17 protein-coding genes are annotated in these 17,344 nt (G+C 72.4%); 6 read left to right on the plus strand and 11 right to left on the minus strand.

Annotation, left to right across the window (positions count from 1 at the left end):
* Positions 1–45: 45 nt before the first annotated feature.
* From C466_RS01475 to C466_RS01505, 7 genes are all read right to left on the minus strand, one after another.
* Positions 46–240: a 30S ribosomal protein S17e gene (locus tag C466_RS01475; protein ID WP_004597301.1), complete on the minus strand. Its 195-nt coding sequence runs from the start codon at positions 238–240 to the stop codon at positions 46–48.
* A gap of 91 nt (positions 241–331) precedes the next feature.
* On the minus strand, positions 332–1,015 hold the full coding sequence (locus C466_RS01480; RefSeq protein WP_004597300.1) for a DUF447 domain-containing protein: 684 nt from the start codon (positions 1,013–1,015) through the stop codon (positions 332–334).
* A complete protein-coding gene (locus C466_RS01485; RefSeq protein ID WP_004597299.1) occupies positions 1,012–1,992 on the minus strand; it encodes a triphosphoribosyl-dephospho-CoA synthase in 981 nt (326 codons plus the stop codon). The genes C466_RS01480 and C466_RS01485 overlap by 4 nt, the downstream gene beginning before the upstream one ends.
* Entirely contained in the window at positions 1,989–2,849 is an 861-nt protein-coding gene (locus C466_RS01490) for a tRNA-dihydrouridine synthase (RefSeq protein WP_004597298.1), read from the minus strand. The genes C466_RS01485 and C466_RS01490 overlap by 4 nt, the downstream gene beginning before the upstream one ends.
* Positions 2,846–3,883: a 2-phospho-L-lactate transferase gene (cofD, locus tag C466_RS01495; protein WP_004597297.1), complete on the minus strand. Its 1,038-nt coding sequence runs from the start codon at positions 3,881–3,883 to the stop codon at positions 2,846–2,848. Before cofD ends, C466_RS01490 begins: the two co-directional genes overlap by 4 nt.
* A 425-nt stretch (positions 3,884–4,308) precedes the next feature.
* Positions 4,309–5,571: an isocitrate dehydrogenase (NADP(+)) gene (icd, locus tag C466_RS01500; RefSeq protein WP_004597296.1), complete on the minus strand. Its 1,263-nt coding sequence runs from the start codon at positions 5,569–5,571 to the stop codon at positions 4,309–4,311.
* 124 nt (positions 5,572–5,695) lie between these two features.
* Entirely contained in the window at positions 5,696–6,742 is a 1,047-nt protein-coding gene (locus C466_RS01505; RefSeq protein WP_004597295.1) for a glycosyltransferase, read from the minus strand.
* Between the two features lie 147 nt (positions 6,743–6,889).
* Between C466_RS01505 and C466_RS01510 the strand changes: the two genes are divergently transcribed.
* Positions 6,890–7,783: an isoaspartyl peptidase/L-asparaginase gene (locus tag C466_RS01510; protein ID WP_004597294.1), complete on the plus strand. Its 894-nt coding sequence runs from the start codon at positions 6,890–6,892 to the stop codon at positions 7,781–7,783.
* Between the two features lie 69 nt (positions 7,784–7,852).
* Here C466_RS01510 and C466_RS01515 read toward each other — a convergent pair whose 3' ends face one another.
* Together C466_RS01515 and C466_RS01520 are read right to left on the minus strand one after the other, a co-directional pair.
* Entirely contained in the window at positions 7,853–8,251 is a 399-nt protein-coding gene (locus tag C466_RS01515; protein WP_238992679.1) for a hypothetical protein, read from the minus strand.
* Between the two features lie 230 nt (positions 8,252–8,481).
* Positions 8,482–8,895, minus strand: coding sequence for an Lrp/AsnC family transcriptional regulator (locus C466_RS01520; RefSeq protein WP_004597292.1), 414 nt, complete (start codon positions 8,893–8,895; stop codon positions 8,482–8,484).
* Positions 8,896–8,992: 97 nt separating this feature from the next.
* Here C466_RS01520 and carA point away from each other — a divergent pair, with 97 nt between their 5' ends.
* A complete protein-coding gene (carA, locus tag C466_RS01525; RefSeq protein ID WP_004597291.1) occupies positions 8,993–10,060 on the plus strand; it encodes a glutamine-hydrolyzing carbamoyl-phosphate synthase small subunit in 1,068 nt (355 codons plus the stop codon).
* 172 nt (positions 10,061–10,232) lie between these two features.
* On the plus strand, positions 10,233–11,120 hold the full coding sequence (surE, locus tag C466_RS01530; RefSeq protein ID WP_004597290.1) for a 5'/3'-nucleotidase SurE: 888 nt from the start codon (positions 10,233–10,235) through the stop codon (positions 11,118–11,120).
* A 56-nt stretch (positions 11,121–11,176) separates the two neighbouring features.
* On the opposite strand, the gene C466_RS01535 is transcribed toward surE, so the two are convergent.
* The gene (locus tag C466_RS01535; RefSeq protein ID WP_004597289.1) at positions 11,177–11,413 is read right to left on the minus strand and encodes a hypothetical protein; all 237 of its coding nucleotides are present in this window, start codon (positions 11,411–11,413) and stop codon (positions 11,177–11,179) included.
* Positions 11,414–11,792: 379 nt separating this feature from the next.
* Between C466_RS01535 and C466_RS01540 the strand changes: the two genes are divergently transcribed.
* Positions 11,793–13,565, plus strand: a complete 1,773-nt coding sequence (locus C466_RS01540) for a glutamate--tRNA ligase (RefSeq protein WP_004597288.1) — start codon at positions 11,793–11,795, stop codon at positions 13,563–13,565.
* A 92-nt stretch (positions 13,566–13,657) separates the two neighbouring features.
* Entirely contained in the window at positions 13,658–13,987 is a 330-nt protein-coding gene (locus tag C466_RS01545; RefSeq protein ID WP_004597287.1) for a 4Fe-4S dicluster domain-containing protein, read from the plus strand.
* 431 nt (positions 13,988–14,418) lie between these two features.
* On the opposite strand, the gene tmcA is transcribed toward C466_RS01545, so the two are convergent.
* A complete protein-coding gene (tmcA, locus tag C466_RS01550) occupies positions 14,419–16,749 on the minus strand; it encodes a tRNA(Met) cytidine acetyltransferase TmcA (protein WP_004597286.1) in 2,331 nt (776 codons plus the stop codon).
* 128 nt (positions 16,750–16,877) lie between these two features.
* Between tmcA and C466_RS01555 the strand changes: the two genes are divergently transcribed.
* Positions 16,878–17,324 (plus strand): UPF0179 family protein, encoded by a 447-nt coding sequence (locus C466_RS01555; RefSeq protein WP_004597285.1) that lies wholly within the window; start codon positions 16,878–16,880, stop codon positions 17,322–17,324.
* Positions 17,325–17,344: the final 20 nt, after the last annotated feature.

Consider the following 17,344-nt stretch of genomic DNA (forward strand, 5'->3'; position numbering starts at 1 on the left):
GCGGCCGCGACCCTCCGCAGAACCAGTACGATTCGGACCGAGCGGTCAGGCGTGCTTCGCCGCCTGCGCCTTCTTCTGGGTGACGTAGCCGGCAATCCGGTTCCGGACGCCCTTCGACTCGACTGTCGTCAGGGCCGTGACGCTCTCCTTGTTCGTCTCGAAGTCCGTGTTGAACGAGTCGGGATACCGCTCCAGCAGGGCGTTCCCGAGCTGTTTGATGTACTTGGGTTTGATGGCCATACCGAGCGGTACCGGCGGCCCGAACTAAAAGGGTTCGTTCCGCCGCGAGCGGCCGCGAGCCGGAGGCGCGGCGGGGTTCGTTTCCTCTCCGTCACGCCTCGTCCGCGCGCTCGCGCCACCCGGTCGCCTCGTCGATGCGCGCGAACGCCTCGCGCTCGGCCGGCCCGCCGCAGCGGTCGACCACGTCGGCGAAGTAGCGGAGGCGGTCGAGCAGCTCCCCGGTGTCGAACGCCGGCACGTCCAGCCGCGAGGCGGCCACCGTGGCGTCGACGACCGCGCCGAACCCCCGGTTGACGGTCGGCACGCGCTCGCTCACGACCGCCGAGTCGACCGGCGACAGCTCCCACGTCCGAATCGTTGTGTCCCCATCGGTCTCGGCCGCGACCTCCTCGGCGTCGACCTCGACCCACGCGTCGGCGCTCGGGAGGACCGGATCGCCTGCCTCCCGCACGGTGAGCGCCGCGTCGACGAACGTCCGCGGGTCGACGGTGAACTGGACCACGCCGCCCCCGCGCTCTTCGAAGTTCCGCCACGTGCGGGTGCGCCCGTAGGTGCGCGCGATGACTGGACTGTCAGGCTCGCCGTCCGCGTCCGTCTCGGGCGCGTGGAGTCCCAGCGCCGCGACGTTCCACCGGCCGTTCGGGCCGAGCGTCGTCACCACCGACTCGGTGACGCCGCGGAGCGGGACCGGCCAGCCGTCGGGAGCGACGCCCTCGAACCCTCTCGGCTCGTCGCGCCCGCCACCTTCGTCGCTCCCGTCGCCCTCTTGGCTCACGGCGCCACCTCCGCGCCGCGCCGGAGCGCGACGAACAGCGCCGCGCAGGTGAGGTCGGCCGTCGTCCCGGGGTTGATCCCTTCTGAGATGAATCTCTCTGCCAGCGACTCCGCGGTGTCGAGGTCGGCGCCGTGGACCGCGTCGGTCGGGATCGCGTCGACGTCGCCGACGCCCCCCGGCCCCTCCGAGTCGACGCCGAGCAGCGCGGCCGCCCGCTCGCTCGCCTCGCGCGCCGCCTCCGCCCCCAGCGTCGACGCGACGAGCGTGTCGGGCTCCGCGGCGAGCAGCCCGAGGAACGCCCGCGCCGCCCTGTCGGCGAGCGGCCCCTCGTCGGTCAGGATCCACTCGGCCGCGCGGAACGTCCGCGGGAACCCCTCGGTCCACTCGGCGGCGTTGCGGTCGGCGACCCGGTCCGGGTCCGTCGGATCGACGGAGAGCGCCAGCACGTCCCGCAGGGTCGCCCGGCGCTCGCGGAGCGCGGGCTCGGCGTCGCTCCCGCGGCGCACGTCGAGGTCGTCCGCGCCCGGCGGCGGGTCGTCGACCGCGACGTCGACGGCCTCGAACGCGCGGTAGAACGCGACGGCGTCGTCTACGCTCGTCGCCCGACAGACCGCGTCGAGCGCGTCGGGCGAGAGCTCCCGGTCGGGGTCCGCGGCCGCCCGGACCAGCGGGACCAACAGCAGCAGGCAGCCGAACTGCGTGTTCGTGCCGGCGCGCGCGGCCATCCCTTCCACGGCGCGCACGAATGCGTCCCCGACCGATGGAGCGCCGGGGTCCGCCGCGCGTGCGGCCCGTTCGAGCCCCGGGCGCGCGCCGACGGCGCCGCCGAGGAACGCCTCGAACCGCAGGTCGTCGAGGTCGCGGCGCCGGTCGACGTTCCCGGGCTTCGGCGTCCCGGCGACCTCGAGCAGGAGCGCGAGCGTCGCGTCGTCGACGGGGTCATCGGCCGCTTCCCCGCGTCGCCCGTCGCGGGTCACGGCCTGACCTCCGGTTCGGGCCCGGTCTCGTCCTCGCGCCGGCGGAGCGTTCCCGCCCGCCACTCCTCGACCGCGTCCGCGACGCGCGCGAGGACGGGCGGGTCCTCCGTCGGGCGCCCGACGCTCACCGCGTCGGCCCCGTGTCCCGCGTACTCCGCGACCGTCTCGCGGCCCCGGACGCCGTTGTTGGCGACGAGCGTCAGGTCGGCGAGGTCGTCCGCCTCGCCGCCGGCGGGCGCCGCGTCGACCGCCGAAGCGAGATCCGCGACCACCGCTTCGGCGTCCATCGCGTCGACGTGGAGCCAGTCCGCGCCGGCCGCGGCGGCGCGCTCCGCGACGGCGACGAGGTCGACGCCGGGCACCTCGGCGCGGACCTTCACGCTCGTCGTCGCGCCCGTCCCGGCCGCGGCGGCGACGTACCGCGCGAGGCGTTCGGGCTCGCGGAGCAGCGACTCGCCGCAGCCGACCGCGCGCAGCTCCGGCTGCCGGCAGTGGGCGTTGACCTCGCAGACCGCGCCGCGGTCGGCGCAGACCTCGGCGACCGCTCGAATCGGGTCCGGCGTCGCGCTCCGGACGTTGACCCCGGGACGGACCGGCGCGTCCGCGAGCGCGTCGAGCTGGTCGGCGACGAACGCGAGCGGGTCGGCCGGGAGGAACTCGGACCGGCCGCGCGCGACGAGATCGCGGGCCGCGGCGCGGCTGGCCGGGTCGAGCGCGACCCCGCCGAGCAGCGCGGCGTCGACGTGCTCGGCCGCGTCGCGGGCCCACTCGGCGTCGGCGGCGCCGCTGAGGCTCGCGGCGACGAGGAACGGTTCCTCGTCCGCGGGCGCCTCGCTCCCGTCTGCGTTCCGCGTCACTCCGCGCCCTCCCGCGGCGGCGGCGCGTCCGCCGCGTCGTCCGTGACCGCCGCCAGCGCGCGCTCGCAGGCGCGGGCGACGCGCTCGGCGTCGTCCGCGTCGTCGATCCGCGTGTCGGTCCGCTCGACGTGTCGGTCGAGCTCGGTCGGATCGTCGTCGTCGAGGACGAAGGCGTCCGCGAAGGGATAGGCGTCGGCCACGCCCGCCGTCGAGGGCTCGCGGCCGACGCCGCGCATCAGGTCCGCGGCCGGCCCGGAGAAGACCTCGTCGCCGACGAACGGCGAGACGGCGACCACCGGCGTCTCCCGGAGCGCGCGCTCGAACCCGGGCAGCGCCAGCATCGGGCCGAGGCTCGTCACGGGGTTCGAGGGGCCGATCACGACCGGGTCCGTGAGGGCCTCGAACACGGCGTCGGTCGGCTCGGCGTCCTCGGCGCCGCGGAACTCCACGTCGGCGACCGGCGGCTCGCCGCGCCGCGCGACCCAGTACTCCTGGAAGTGGAGCGTCTCGCCGCCCTCGGTGTGGACCAGCGTCGCCACGGGGTCGTCCGACATCGGGAGGAGGTCGACGTCGAGGTCGAACGCGTCGGCGAGGGTCCGAATCGCCTCCGTGAGCGACTTCCCCTCGTCGAGCAGGCTCGTGCGCGTGAGGTGGACCGCGCGGTCGCGGTCGCCGATCTCCATGAACTCGCCGACCGCCGAGAACCGCCGCCACCGGGCGATCTCGCGGCCCGCGGTCTGCGCGGCGTCGTCGAGGTATCGGGGCGCCGTTCCGAGTCCGATCTCGTCGGCGAGCCGCCGCAGCTCCTCGTGGGTCGCGGTCGTGTCACCGTCGATCCCCCACCACGTCTCGCGGTCGAGGACGCCGCCGCCCGCGAACAGCACCGTGTCGACGTCCGGGCAGACGAGGTGGCCGCCGAGCTCGACGTCGTCGCCCGTGTTGGCGACGACCGCGGTGTCGGCCGACTCGAACACCCGGGCCGCGCCGTCGAGGAGCTTCGGCGTGCCCGTCCCCCCGGCGAGGAAGGTTACCATACCGCCGCAAGGCGACCCCCGGATTTGTATCCTCGCCTCCGTGGTCGGCGCGTGCCTGCGAACGGCCGGAGCGAAGCGGAGGCCGTGAGGAGCACGCGCGAGGGACGCCGCGAGCGACCAGAGGGAGCGAGCGGCGAGGCTGGGGAGGCGTGAGGTGCTGTGCGGTCGCTGTCGGGCGGGACTCAAAGGGGCAGCCGCGAGGGCGAAGGCGCGGGAAGCAAGGACCGCAAGGAGCGAGTGAAACGAGCGACTGAGGACCGCAGCGACCGCACCGAGTCCTCGCGGCTGGGGCTTTGGAGGTGGTCGTCGCAATCACTTGAAAAAGCAGTTCGACGGAGTATCCTTGCTAGTCGACGCCGAGACGAGAGAAAAAATACCGAGACCGATCGGCCCGCGATCCGCCGAGAAACGCTCTTATACGTGCCTTACGCCAGCTCGTCGATCTTCTCGACGACGGCGTCCGCGAACTCGCTGGTCGCGAGCTTCTCGCCGCCCTCGATCTGGCGGTGGAGGTCGTAGGTGACCTTCCCGGAGGCGATGGTCTCCTCGACGGCGTCGCGAACGAGGTCCGCGGCGTCGGACCAGCCGAGGTAGTCGAGCATCTCGCGGCCCGAGAGGATCATCGCGGTGGGGTTCACCTTGTCCTCGCCGGCGTACTTGGGCGCGGAGCCGTGGACCGGCTCGGCCAGACAGCGGCCGTGGCCGAAGTTGGCGCCGGGCGCGATGCCGAGGCCGCCGATCTGCGCGCCGGCGGCGTCGGACATGTAGTCGCCGTTGAGGTTCATCGTCGCGATGACCTCGTACTCGTCGGTGCGGGTCAGCAGCTGCTGGAGCATGTTGTCCGCGATGCGGTCCTTGACGACGAGGGTACCCTCGGGCTGCTCGCCGTCGTGGTCCTCCCAGAGCTGGTCCTCGGTGATCACGTCCTCGCCGTACTCCTCCTCGGCGACCTCGTAGCCCCAGTCGCGGAAGGCGCCCTCGGTGAACTTCATGATGTTCCCCTTGTGGACGAGGGTGACCGAGTCGCGGTCGTTGGCGAGCGCGTAGTCGATCGCCTCCCGGACGAGGCGCTTCGAGCCGAACTCGGAGATGGGCTTGACGCCGATGCCGACCGGGCCGTCGTGGATGACGTCCGCGATGCCCATGTCGTCCTCGAGGAAGTCGCGTACCTGCTCGACTTCGTCGGTGCCGGCCTCCCACTCGACGCCCGCGTAGACGTCCTCCGTGTTCTCACGGAAGGTGACCATGTCCATCTCCTCGGGGTTCTTGACGGGCGACGGGACGCCCTCGAGGTGGTAGGTCGGGCGGACGTTCGCGTACAGGTCGAGCGTCTGCCGGAGCGCGACGTTCAGCGAGCGGAACCCGGCGCCGACGGGGGTCGTCAGCGGCCCCTTGATCGCGACGCGGTGGTCGCGGATGGCCGAGACGGTGTCCTCGGGCAGGTTCTCGTCGTACTTCTCGCGGGCGCTGGAGCCGGCGTAGACGCGCATCCACGCGATGGATCGGCCCGTCGCCTCGGCGGCGGCGTCGAGTACCTGCTGCGCGGCCGGCCCGACGTCGGTGCCGATTCCGTCGCCGTGGATGATCGGGACGATCGGGTTGGACGGAACGTTCAGCTCGCCGGTCTCCTCGTCGGCGAGCGTGATGGCTTCGCCGTCGTCGGGGACGTCGACCTTATCGTAGCTCATGAACGTTCGTGGATTCTTGTGGGCCCTTAAAGTGCCTGCCGTTTTCGGCGTGAGCGTCGCGCTCGCAGCGTTTGCCGGTTCTCAGCCCCGATCGCGTTCCGGACCGGTCGCCGCCCGCCCGGACTCAGACCGGTTCGACCGAGACGTCGAACATCGACCGCCACCGGTAGCGGCGCCCGCCCCAGACGAACGTCTGCCGGGCGAGCGCGTACGCCATGAGCGGCGGGGCGATCAGGACGCCGGGCGCCGCGAGGAGGAACGTCGCGCGCCGGATCCCGAACCTGGCGTAGGCGGCGCCCGCCAGCGTCGTGACGAGCGTGACCCCGGCGATCGGCGCGAGCAGACAGAGCGCGGCCATGACGACGCCGAAGGCGGCGTTGAACGCGGTCGCCCGCGGCGCGTGGTACCGGGTGATCGTCAGGAAGCGGACGAACCGCTCCAGCGAGCCCCGCAGCGAGCCGCCGGCCCGGACGTACCGCGTGCGGTCCGCCGCCGAGACGTCGAGGTGTTCGGTGAGCGTCCCGTCGTCGCTGACGGTCCGCCGGAGGTCCCGCAGGAACGCCGCCTCCCCGTCGCGGAGGTCGTCGCGCTCGAAGATCACGGCGCCGCCCCACGCGACGCCGGCGGCGAACACCGCGAGCGTCCCGCCGATCACGTACGCCGGCTCGAACAGCCGAGCGAGGGGGTCGAGCCCGACGAACACCGGGACCTCCGTGGTCGGTCCCCGTCGCTCGTAGTCGGCGTCGAGCGTCGCCAGCCAGTCGGACGGATGGCGGAAGTCGTCGTCCGTCCAGGCGATCCGGGCGTTCGCGGCGGCTTCCATCCCGGCCGCGATGGCGTTTGCCTTCCCGGAACACCCCTCGGGCTCGCCGGCGGTCACGATCCGAACGCGAGGCGGCAGGTCGCCGCGCCGGTCCGCGACGGGGTCGTCCGGGGAGTCGCAGACCACGAGCAGTTCGTCGGCGTTCCGACCGCCGTCGCCGTCGTCGCTCTTCCCGTCGCCGTCGCCCTTCCCGCCGTCGCCGCCGTCGCCCTCCCCACCGCCGAACGCCTCGGGGCCGCGGAGCTGCTCCGCCACCTCGTCGCAGGCGTCGGTCCAGCGGACGGTCGGCAGCAGGACCGACACCGGCGTTGGACTCGCCGGCGACGCGGTCGGTTCCGAATCGGTCACGCCGTGCGATTCGGGCGGTCGAGGTATAAACGCAGGCGGTCGAACCGCGGGCCCGCCCGTCGCCTCCCCGGCGTCACCGGTCGCCACGATCCCCGCGGTCGCCGCCGGCTTCCGGGCGCTTATGTGGCCGCCGCGGGAGCCTCCGGTATGCGAGTCATCGTCCACGGCGGCGCCGGCGGCGCGCCGGACGACCCGGAGCCCAGACAGGCAGTCCTCGACGACGCGGCCGCTCGCGGCGCAGACGCCGCCTCGCCGCTCGACGCGGTCGAGTCCGCGGTCGGCGTCCTCGAGTCGGACCCCCGGTTCAACGCGGGCGTCGGCGGCGCGGTCCAGTCCGACGGCGCCGTCCGCACCGACGCCGGCGTGATGACCTCGGACCGCGAGGTCGGCGCGGCCTGCTCGATGCCCGGCGTCGAGCACGCGGCGAGCGTCGCCCGCGTCGTTCACTCGGAGACGCCGCACGTCTTCGTCTCGGGCGAACACGCGGTCGACCTCGCGGCCGAGTTCGGCGTCGAGACCGGCGTCGACCTCCTCACCGACGAGAAGCGGGAGCGCTACGAGGCGGAGGACCCGCCGCGGGGGTCGCCGCGCGAGCACCTCGACTGGCTCGCCTCCCGGTTCGGTTCGGGCGACGACCAGGCCGGGGGGCGCTCGGAGACCGAAGCACCCGACCACGACACGGTCGGCGCGGTCGCGACCGACGGCGAGACGTTCGCGGCGGTGACCTCGACGGGCGGTCGGTCGTTCGCGCTCGCCGGGCGCGTCGGCGACGTGCCGCAGGTCGGGTCCGGCTTCTTCTGTACCGAGGCCGGCGGCGCGAGCGCGACGGGCGCCGGCGAGGACATCGCGCGCGTCACGCTCTCGCGGCGCGCCGTCGACTTCCTCGACGATGGCCTCGACGCGCAGACGGCGGCGGACCGGGCGATCGAGGAGTTCGAGGCGATCACGGGGTCCGGCGCCGGCGTGATCGTCCTCGGCGACGGGGGCGCCGGGAGCGCGTTCAACACGGAAGGGATGCAGACGAGCGTGGCGGAGAAGTAGTCGCCGACGCGGGGAGCGGTCTCGAAGCCGAAGCGGCCTCCGGGGCCGGTAACGAGCCGGGTCCCGTCGCTATTCGAGTTCGGCTTCGAGTTTCGGATTGCGGTTCGTCGCGGGGAGGTCGGAGTCGACGAGCTCCGCGCACGCGTCCACGAACTCCGCGTCGGCCAGCTCTCCGCAGAGGACGTGCGTCCGCTCCTCGGTGGTGATGTACACGTCGATCACCTCGCGGTTCGACCGCGAGAGGAGGCCGTAGGTGACGTTCCAGCCGCCGACCGCGAAGAGCCCGAAGAACCCCGCGAACGCGATGTCGGTCCGCGTCTCGACCTGTCCGAGGTAGACGGCAGCGACGATCCCGACGGTGAGGACCAGAGAGAGGAGGAGGAAGAACAGCCCGAGGAACGTGTGCCGGAGGAACGCGGTGTTCCGGTCGAACTCGACGCCTGTCACGTCGCCGACCGGGATCGACACGGGGGCGTCCTCCGAGGGCGGGGCGTACGAGAGCTCCCCGTCGGCCGCGGTGAACGAAACGGTCCGTTCACTGTTAACAACGTATTCGCCGACGTGAGCTTCCGTCGAAAAATTCATCGAAGAGGACCGGACGTGTCTGACGGCTTCCGCTCCCCTCGATATGTAAATTCCGGTACGTCTCTGCGGTCGCCGGGGGTCGACAGCCGTGTCGGCGACGAGTGAGCCTCCGCTCACCCCAACCGCTCGTCGAGGATGAGCCGCGTCTTCGTCGACTTGACCTCGTCCATCTCGCGGGCCTGCGTGATCAGTTCGTTGACCGCGCGCGTGTCGACCGCGTCGACGACGAGGACGACGTCCTCCTCGCCGGACACCTGCCAGACGAAGTCGACCTCCTCCCACTCCACCATCCGCTCGCCGACGGCGGCGGTGTTGACGTTCATCTCCACCGAGATCTCGATCATCGCCTTCACGTTGCCGGTGCGGGTCGTGACGGTGAACCGCTCGATCACGCCCTCGTCGGTCATCCGGTCGACGCGGTTGCGCACGGTCCCCTCGGAGGTACCCACCCGGTCCGCGATCTCCGTGTACGGGGTCCGCGCGTCCCGTCGCAGGATCGAGAGGATCCGTCGGTCGAGGTCGTCCATACCGGTTCCTCTCGGCCCCGTCGCCTTACCCGTTACGAATATCGTAACGAACCTTCGAACGACGCATTTATTATCCTTTGCGCGTACGTTTCTCGTAATGTCGGACGCCTACATCGCGCTGGCCGACGGACGCGTGCTCGAAGCGCGCGCCCGTGCGCCGGGGCGGACCCGCGGCGAACTGGTGTTCACGACCGCGTACACCGGCTACGAGGAGTCGCTCACCGACCCCTCCTACGCCGAACAGGTGCTCACCTTCTCGTACCCCCTCATCGGGAACTACGGCGTCCGAACCGAGCGGTTCGAGTCCGAGTCGGTCCAGCCCCGCGCGGCGATCGCCCGCGAGCTGACCGACGACGTCGCAGACTGGCTCGCCGAGGAGGGCGTGCCGGCCGTCGACCACGTCGACACCCGCGAGATCGTCACCACCGTCCGCGAGGAGGGCGCGATGGCCTGCGGGATCGCCGCCGGCCCGGACGCGACCCCCGAGGACGCGGTCGACGAGATGGAGGCGTGTAAGCCCATGAGCGACCACGTCGACATCGGCGCGCAGGTATCGGTCGCGGAGCCGACCGTCCACGAGAGCGCCGACGGCGTCGGCGTCGACGTCGCGCTCCTCGACTGCGGCGCGAAGGGCTCGATCATCTCCTCGCTCACCGACCGCGGCGCCGACGTCCACGTCCTCCCGTACGACGCGACCCCAGAGGACGTGGCCGCCGTCGACCCCGACGTGCTGTTCGTCTCGAACGGCCCGGGCGACCCGGAGAACTTCGTCGCCGCGCAGGACGTGGTCGACGAGTTCGCGGGGGAGCTCCCCCTCGCGGGGATCTGCCTCGGCCAGCAGGTGATCACGAGCGCGCTCGGCGGCTCGACGGAGAAGATGGCGTTCGGCCACCGCGGCGTCAACCAGCCCGTGAAGGACCTCCGCACGGACAAGGTCGTGATGACCACCCAGAACCACGGCTACACGGTCGCCGACACCGGCCCGCTCGAGGTGACGCAGGTGAACGTCAACGACGACACCGTCGAGGGGCTCGACAGCGAGGAGCTGGACGTCATCACCCGCCAGTACCACCCCGAGGCGAACCCCGGCCCGCACGACTCGCTCGGCTTCTTCGACGAGGTGCTCGACCTGGCGACCTCGTCGCGTCGAGTCGCGGCCGACTGACCGCTCGGCCCACCGACTCCCCGCTTTCCGCTTCCCGAACCCCTCTGACTGACCACACGGAGTACCACACGGTCGACGCCCGCGACGTTCGTTCCGGTTCACCGCTCCGCCCTCTTTCACCTCCTCGCCGCGGACCGGCGACGTTTTCTCCCGCCGCCTCGCAGGGTGACGCATGCCAACCGAGATCCTGCTCACCAACGACGACGGGATCGACGCCGTCGGGATCCGGGCGCTCGCGGACGCGCTCTCGCGCGACTACGACGTGACGGTCGTCGCGCCCGCGACGAACCAGTCCGGCGTCGGCGGCGCGCGCTCGTGGTGGGAGACGACGGTCGACTACACCGAGACGGACCGCGGCTACGCGGTCGAGGGCACCCCCGCGGACTGCGTCGCGGTCGCGGACGTGGCGCTCGGGCTCGACCCCGACGTCGTCGTCTCCGGCTGTAACCACGGGCCGAACATCGGCGCGCACATCCTCGGGCAGTCCGGCACCGTCGGCGCCGCGATGGAGGCCTCCTTCCTCGGCACGCCCGCGATCGCGGTCTCGCTGTACGACCGCGGCAACCTCCCCGTGCCGCCGACGCTCGACAACGGCGACTTCGCGGTCGCCGGCGAGGTCGTCGCCGACCTGCTCGACCGCGCCGAGAGGGGGGAGAGCGGCGACCCGCTCGCGCTCCCGTTCGGCGCCGACGTGCTGAACGTCAACGTCCCGGCCGCGGACGACGAGGCGGCGGCGGACCCGACCTACCGGCTGACCGAGCCCGCGCGCGGCTTCGACGTGATCGAGTTCCGCCCGGGCGAAGAGGGGCCGGACGACGAGAACGTCCCCGAGGGCTGGGAGTTCGGCGAGCGGCGCGGCGAGATGGGGATGGAGCTTCGCGACCGCTTCTGGCGGGAGTTCCTGCGGGGGAACGTCCAGGACGATCCCGGTTCGGACCGCCGCGCGGCCGTCGACGGCGAGGTGAGCATCTCGCCGCTGTCGAGCTCCCGGTCCGTCGCGGGCGGGAAGGCCGGAGAGCTCGTCGAGCCGGCTCGCGGCGCCGAGACGGGCGCCGACTGACGAGGCCCCGCTGGACGGAGCGGACGGTCGCGTCGGCTGAAACGGAGCGACCGACCTCAGCGCCGCGGGCGTCGAGGCCCGCTGCCGGCGAACTCGGCCGCGAGCCGTCCGAGGTACCACACGACGACGAGGCCGAGGCCGAATCCGGCCCCAGCCGCGGCCAGCAGCTGTATCGGTGACGGGTCCAACTGGAGGGCGATAAGCGGCGGCGTGGCCGTGACGATCGCGAGCAGCACGAGCTTGATCTTCCGGTTTCCGGCCTCACGCTCCGCCTCGGAGATGGGTCCTACCACCGCGATCCCCCCCGCGTTCCGACGGCTCCCGACGCGACGCTCATGCGTCACCCACGCTCCCGGTGACTATCAAGGCGACGAACCCGTTCGGTCCGTCCGGCGTCGACGGCGCGTTGACGCCGCGGCCGACCGAATCTATCGGAACCGACCGGTAAAAAGCCTCTCGACCGTTCACGGCGGTAGCGGCCCGTTATCGGCGTGAACGGTGTCGGTCGTTTAAGCCCGTCCGACCGCTCGTGTCGGACGCCCCTACCCGCCCCGGACCGCCGCCGTCGCGGCGCCTCGTTGAAGCGGCGCCTCGCCGAACGCGGCGAGCCCGGGACCCGCCCCTCCCCGCCGTTTCGCGGCGTTTTTGACCCGACCCCGACAAGTCACGCGCATGGACGACGAACTCCGCGAACGCGTCGCGGCGGCCGGCGAGGCCGCGGCGCTTTTCAACGCGCTCAAGCACGGCAGCGACCCGGACGTGGGCGCGATCATGGGCCCGATTATGGGCGAGAACCCCGAGTTCCGCCCGCACGGCGACGAGATTCCGGGCGTCCTCGCGCCGGTCCTCGACGAGGTCGGCGAGATGGACGAGGCGGCCCGCCGGGAGCGGCTCGGCGAGCTCGCGCCCGAGAAGCTCGCGGAGCTGGAGGCGGACGAGGAGGAAGACGAGCACGTCCTCCCCGACCTCCCGAACGCCGAGGACGGCGAGGTCGTGATGCGCGCCGCGCCGAACCCGAACGGCCCGTGGCACGTCGGCCACGCGCGCATGCCCGCCGTCATCGGCACGTACAAGGAGCGCTACGACGGCGAGTTCATCTGCCGGTTCGACGACACCGACCCGGAGACGAAGCGCCCCGACCTCGACGCGTACGACGCCATCCTGGAGGACATCGAGTACCTCGGCTTCGAGCCGGACCGCGTGCTGAAGGCGTCGGACCGGCTGGAGACGTACTACGATCACGCCCGCGACCTAATTGACCTCGGGGGCGCGTACACCTGCTCGTGTTCCGGCGACGACTTCTCCGAGCTGAAGAACGCGGGCGAGGCGTGTCCGCATCGCGAGAAGGACCTCGAGACGGTTCACGAGGAGTTCGCGGCGATGGTCGACGGCGAGTACGACTCCGGCGAGATGGTCCTGCGGGTGAAGACCGACATCGAACACAAGAACCCCGCGCTGCGCGACTGGGTCGCGTTCCGGATGATCGACACGCCGCACCCGCGCGAGGCGGCCAGCGAGTACCGCTGCTGGCCCATGCTCGACTTCCAGTCGGGCGTCGACGACCACCTCACCGGCGTTACGCACATCATCCGCGGTATCGACCTCCAGGACTCCGCGAAGCGCCAGCGGTTCGTCTACGACTACTTCGACTGGGAGTACCCCGAGGTGCTCCACTGGGGCCACGTCCAGGTCGACGAGTACGACGTGAAGCTGTCGACGTCGACGATCAAGGGCCTCATCGAGGACGGCGAGCTCACCGGCTGGGACGACCCGCGCGCACCGACCATCCAGTCGATGCGCCGACGCGGAATCCGGGGGCAGGCCCTCGTCGACTCGATGACGGAGCTCGGGATGTCCACCTCCGACGTCGACCTCGCGATGTCGTCCGTCTACGCCAACAACCGCGACCTGGTCGACGACGACGCGAACCGCTACTTCTTCGTCCGCGACCGCGAGGACGCGCCCGCCGTGGAGCTGCCGGTCGTCGACGGCGACGCGCCCGCGCCCGAGGCGGGTCACCCGCGATTCCACCCCGAACACCCGGACCGGGGCGAGCGCGAGGTGCCCGCCGGCCGCGTCGTCGTCGAGTCCCCGGACCTCCCGGACGAGGGCGAGCGCGTCTGGCTGAAGGGGTACGGTCCCGTCCGCCACGAGGGCGACCAGTTGGCCTTCCTCGACGCCGACATCGAGATCGTCCGCGAGGGCGACGTGGACGTGATCCACTGGGCGCCGGCCGACGAGGGACTCGAGACGCTCCTCCGGACGGTCGACGGCGACGTGCGCGGGATCGCGGAGCCCGCGGTCGCCGACGTCGACCCCGACGCGGTCGTCCAGTTCGTGCGCGTCGGCTTCGCCCGGATCGACGCGTTCGACCCCGAGGCGACCGACGAGGACGACGGCCCTGACGGCTCCGAGGACGTGCTGGCGTACTACGCGCATCCGTAATCCGTCGCTCGCCCGGCCGGAGCGCCTCGCCGGGCCGACCGAATCCGTTCGTCGGGTAATTTAAACCCGCGACCGGCGAAGCGGGGGCAACGATGGCCATCGACTCGAACTTCGAAGTGAACCGCGAGCGGGTCGGCGAGGAGGACGGCGTCGCCGTGTGGGGCCCCGTCGAACCGCCCGAGAAGCAGGGGATCCGCGGCACCCACGTCGCGGTCGACTTCGACATCTGTCTCGCCGACGGCGCGTGTCTGGAGGACTGCCCGGTCGACGTGTTCGAGTGGACGGACACCCCCGGCCACCCCGAGTCCGAGCGGAAGGCGAACCCCGCGGACGAGGACCAGTGTATCGACTGTATGCTCTGCGTCGACGTCTGCCCGGTCGACGCCATCGACGTCGACCCCGGTCGCGAGAATCGTTTATAAGTGATCGTTGTCGGCGTGGTGTCGACTTCTCTCGTCCGAGTTGCTCGTTTATAAACCGCTAACCGTGGATCGGCGATGAACACCGCCAAATCCCCAGCCGCTCGGCTGTACGTGGTCGCCTGTGGAACCGCGGTGAACACCGCCAAAGCCCCAGTCGCGAGGCCGCCGTACGCTCGCTGCGCTCCTCGCTCAGTCGCTGATACTCCTTCGCTGCGGTGCTTGCGTCGCCTACGGCGGCCTCGCGACTGCCCCTTTGACTCCCACCCCGACCGCACAGCACCGCACCTCAGGCCTCCCCAACCTCGCCGCTCGCTCCCTCCGGTCGCTCGCGGCGTCCCTCGCGCGTGCGACTCGCGGCCTCCGCTTCGCTCCGGCCGCTCGCCGGCACGCGCCACCGCGGATCTATTTATAAATAGTCGCCGCCGGCTCGTTCACCCGTTTATAAATCGCTCCCGCTCCTCGCGCGCAAACTCGGTGCCGTACCGCTCCACTATCGGGACGAAGGCGTCGCCGAGCGCGCGCATACACGCGCTCGTCGAGACGAACTCCAGTTCGTTTGCGACCTCCTCCCACGGCCGGCCCTGAAGCACCTTCCGGACGAGCAGGCGCTCCTCGCGGTCGTCGAGGCCGACGCCGTCGCCGCCGCTCCCCTCGATCAGCGTCGCGAGCGCGAGGTCGCGGAACGCGCCGGGCGCGGTGTCGTACATCCCCGGGCCGACCGACGCGCCGACGACGGAGCGCCACTCGGTCTCGGTGAGGTCGACCGGGGTCGGGCCGGAACACGCGCGGAGCGCGCCGCGGACAACGTCGGGGTCGACGTCGCGGTGCGCGTCCGAGAGCCCGTCGCGCTCGCGGTCCCGGAAGGCGATCGCGTGGCGGTCCAGCAGGTCGCGGCCCGCATCGGTCTCCGGGCGGAGCATGATCGCGGAGTACTCGCCGGAGGCGTCGTTGCGGCTCGTCGAGAGGTGGACGGTCCGGTAGCCCGCCCGGCGCCAGAAGCGGAGCAGCCGCGGCGTCGCGCCGTAGCCGACCGAGAAGTAGTCGACGCCGTCCGCGTCCCCCTCGTCCCCGCCCACGAACTCCGCGTGGACCTCGTCGAGCAGCCGCGAGCCGAACCCCGCGTCCCGGAGCGCGTGGTGGGTCGCGATCCGGACCGTCCGCAGGCCGCGCGGCGCGGCGGCCGCCTCGTCGCGCAGCTGGCTCGTGAGCACGTCCGGCACCATGTTGCCCCGAACGCGCTCGCCCTCGTACATCCCGCGCCGCGTCTCGGCGTCGAGCCCGCCCTCCCGCGCGAGGAGCGCGACCGCGACCACGCGGCCGTCCGCGACGAGCGCGCGCGCGACGAGGTTCGGTGCGTCGAGCAAGCGCGCGAGGTCGTTTGGCTCGGTCCGGTAGTGCGCGGCGACGAGCAGCCCGAACGCCTCGCCGAGCAGCGTTTCGTCCGCGAGCAGGTCGTCCGGGTCGAGCGCGCGGTACGTCGCCTCGTCGGCGGACGCGCCGGATACGGCCGCGTCGACCGCGGGGCGGGCGTCGAGCAGGAGCGCGCGCGACGCCCACGCTTCCACCGGGTCGTTCCGCGCGTACCGGATCGGCTCGTCGAGCCGGACGTCGCTGACCGCGAACCGCGAGCCGAGCAGCCGCTCGCGGAACCGCACCGAGAACCCGCGGCCCGCCCCCTCGTAGCCGTGGACCGTCGTGCAGAACGCGACCGCGGGCGCGTCGAGGAACCCCTCCAGCAGCCGTACCGGGAGCGCCGCCGCCTCGTCGACGACGACCGCGTCCGCCTCGGCCGCGGCTTCGGCCGCGGCCGCGGGCGGCAGGAAGCGAACGCGACCGCCGGCCGGCGTCCGGAGGTCGCGCTCGTCCGCGTCGCCGGCGCGGTCGCCCTTGCCTCCGCCGCCGTTCCCGTCCGTCTCGCTTCCGATCAGTTCCCGGGCTCGCGCAAACACCTCCGCGGCGTTCCGGAACGCGGGCGCGGTGACGAGCACGTCGCGGCCCGCGAGCGCGAGCGACCCCGCCGCCAGCCCGGCCGCGCTCGACTTCCCGCGCCCGCGGTCCGACTCGACCACGACGGCCGAGCCGGGGTCGGCGAGCGACTCGAACGCCCGCACCGCCCGCGCCTGATCGTCCGTGAGACAGGCGCCGTAGGCGCCCACGGGGAACGTCGCGGCCGGCGGCGCGCTCGGCGGGTCGGCGGCGGCGTCGACCGCGTCGTCGGCACGCTCGGCTGTCTGGTCCCCGGTGAGTCCGTCGCGCTCTACGATGTCTTCGGCGGCCTCGTCGCCGAGCGCGACGACCGCGATCCCGGGGTGCGTCCGGAGCGTCGCGACGAGGCGCTCGCGGAACCGTCCCGTCACGCCCTCGATTCCGTACGGCGGCACCGCGAGCGAGTCGTCGAAGCGGTCGCGGGTCGCCGGCCACTCGTCGAGCGCGGGCGTCAGGAGGACCAGGAGCCCGCCGCCGTCGACCGCGCCGACGGCGCGGCCGAGCGCGTTCGGGACGAACTGCTCGTGGCAGTCGAGGACGACCGCCTCGCGGGTGCGCCCCAGAAGCTCGTCGGCGTTCCGCGGACGGACTTCCTCGAAGCGGAACCCCTCTTGCGTCGAGACGAGCGAGACATCCCCGTCGCCGACGCCGAGCGCCTCGACCGCGTCGTAGGCGGCGTCGAGGGCGCGGTCGCGGTCTCCCGCGAGCACGAGGACGCGCCGCTCGTTCGTTCGCTCGGCCTCGGCGCGCAGGTCGCGCGCGACTCCCGCGATCATCTCTTCGTCGTTGCCGAGGCGGGGAGATGTGTCTTGCCCTCCGGGCCGGCGTGGCCCCCGTTCTGGGCCACTTCGGTGTTGCCCGCGAAGGCGGGAGGCTTACGGACGCTCGGCGCGTCGCTCCGGGTATGACCACGGTCACGCTCATCGGGACGCGGCTCGCGGACGTCGGCCGCGAGTTCGTCTACGAGGGGGAATCGGCCGACTGCGAGGGGTGCCCCTACCGCGGCCAGTGCCTCAACCTCTCCGAGGGCACCCGGTATCGGGTGACCGGGATCCGCGAGAATGCGCAGACGCTCGACTGCGCGGTCCACGACGCCGGCGTCCGTGCGGTCGAGGTCGAGCCCGCGTCGGTCCCCGCCAACGTCCCGTCGAAGCGCGCGTACGCCGGGAGCAAGGCGTCGCTCGCGGGCCCCTGCCCGCACACCGAGTGCCCGAGCCACGGCTACTGCGTCCCCGACGGCGCCGACTTCGACGAGGAGCGCGTCATCGACCAGGTGCTCGGCGAGCCCCCGCACGAGACGTGCGCGCTCGGCCGCGACCTGACGCTCGTGGAGTTCCGCGCGGAGGACTGAGAAGTCGGCAGATCGACCGC

The sequence above is a fragment of the Halorubrum distributum JCM 10118 genome (assembly GCF_000337335.1).
Classification (GTDB): Archaea; Halobacteriota; Halobacteria; order Halobacteriales; family Haloferacaceae; genus Halorubrum; species Halorubrum distributum.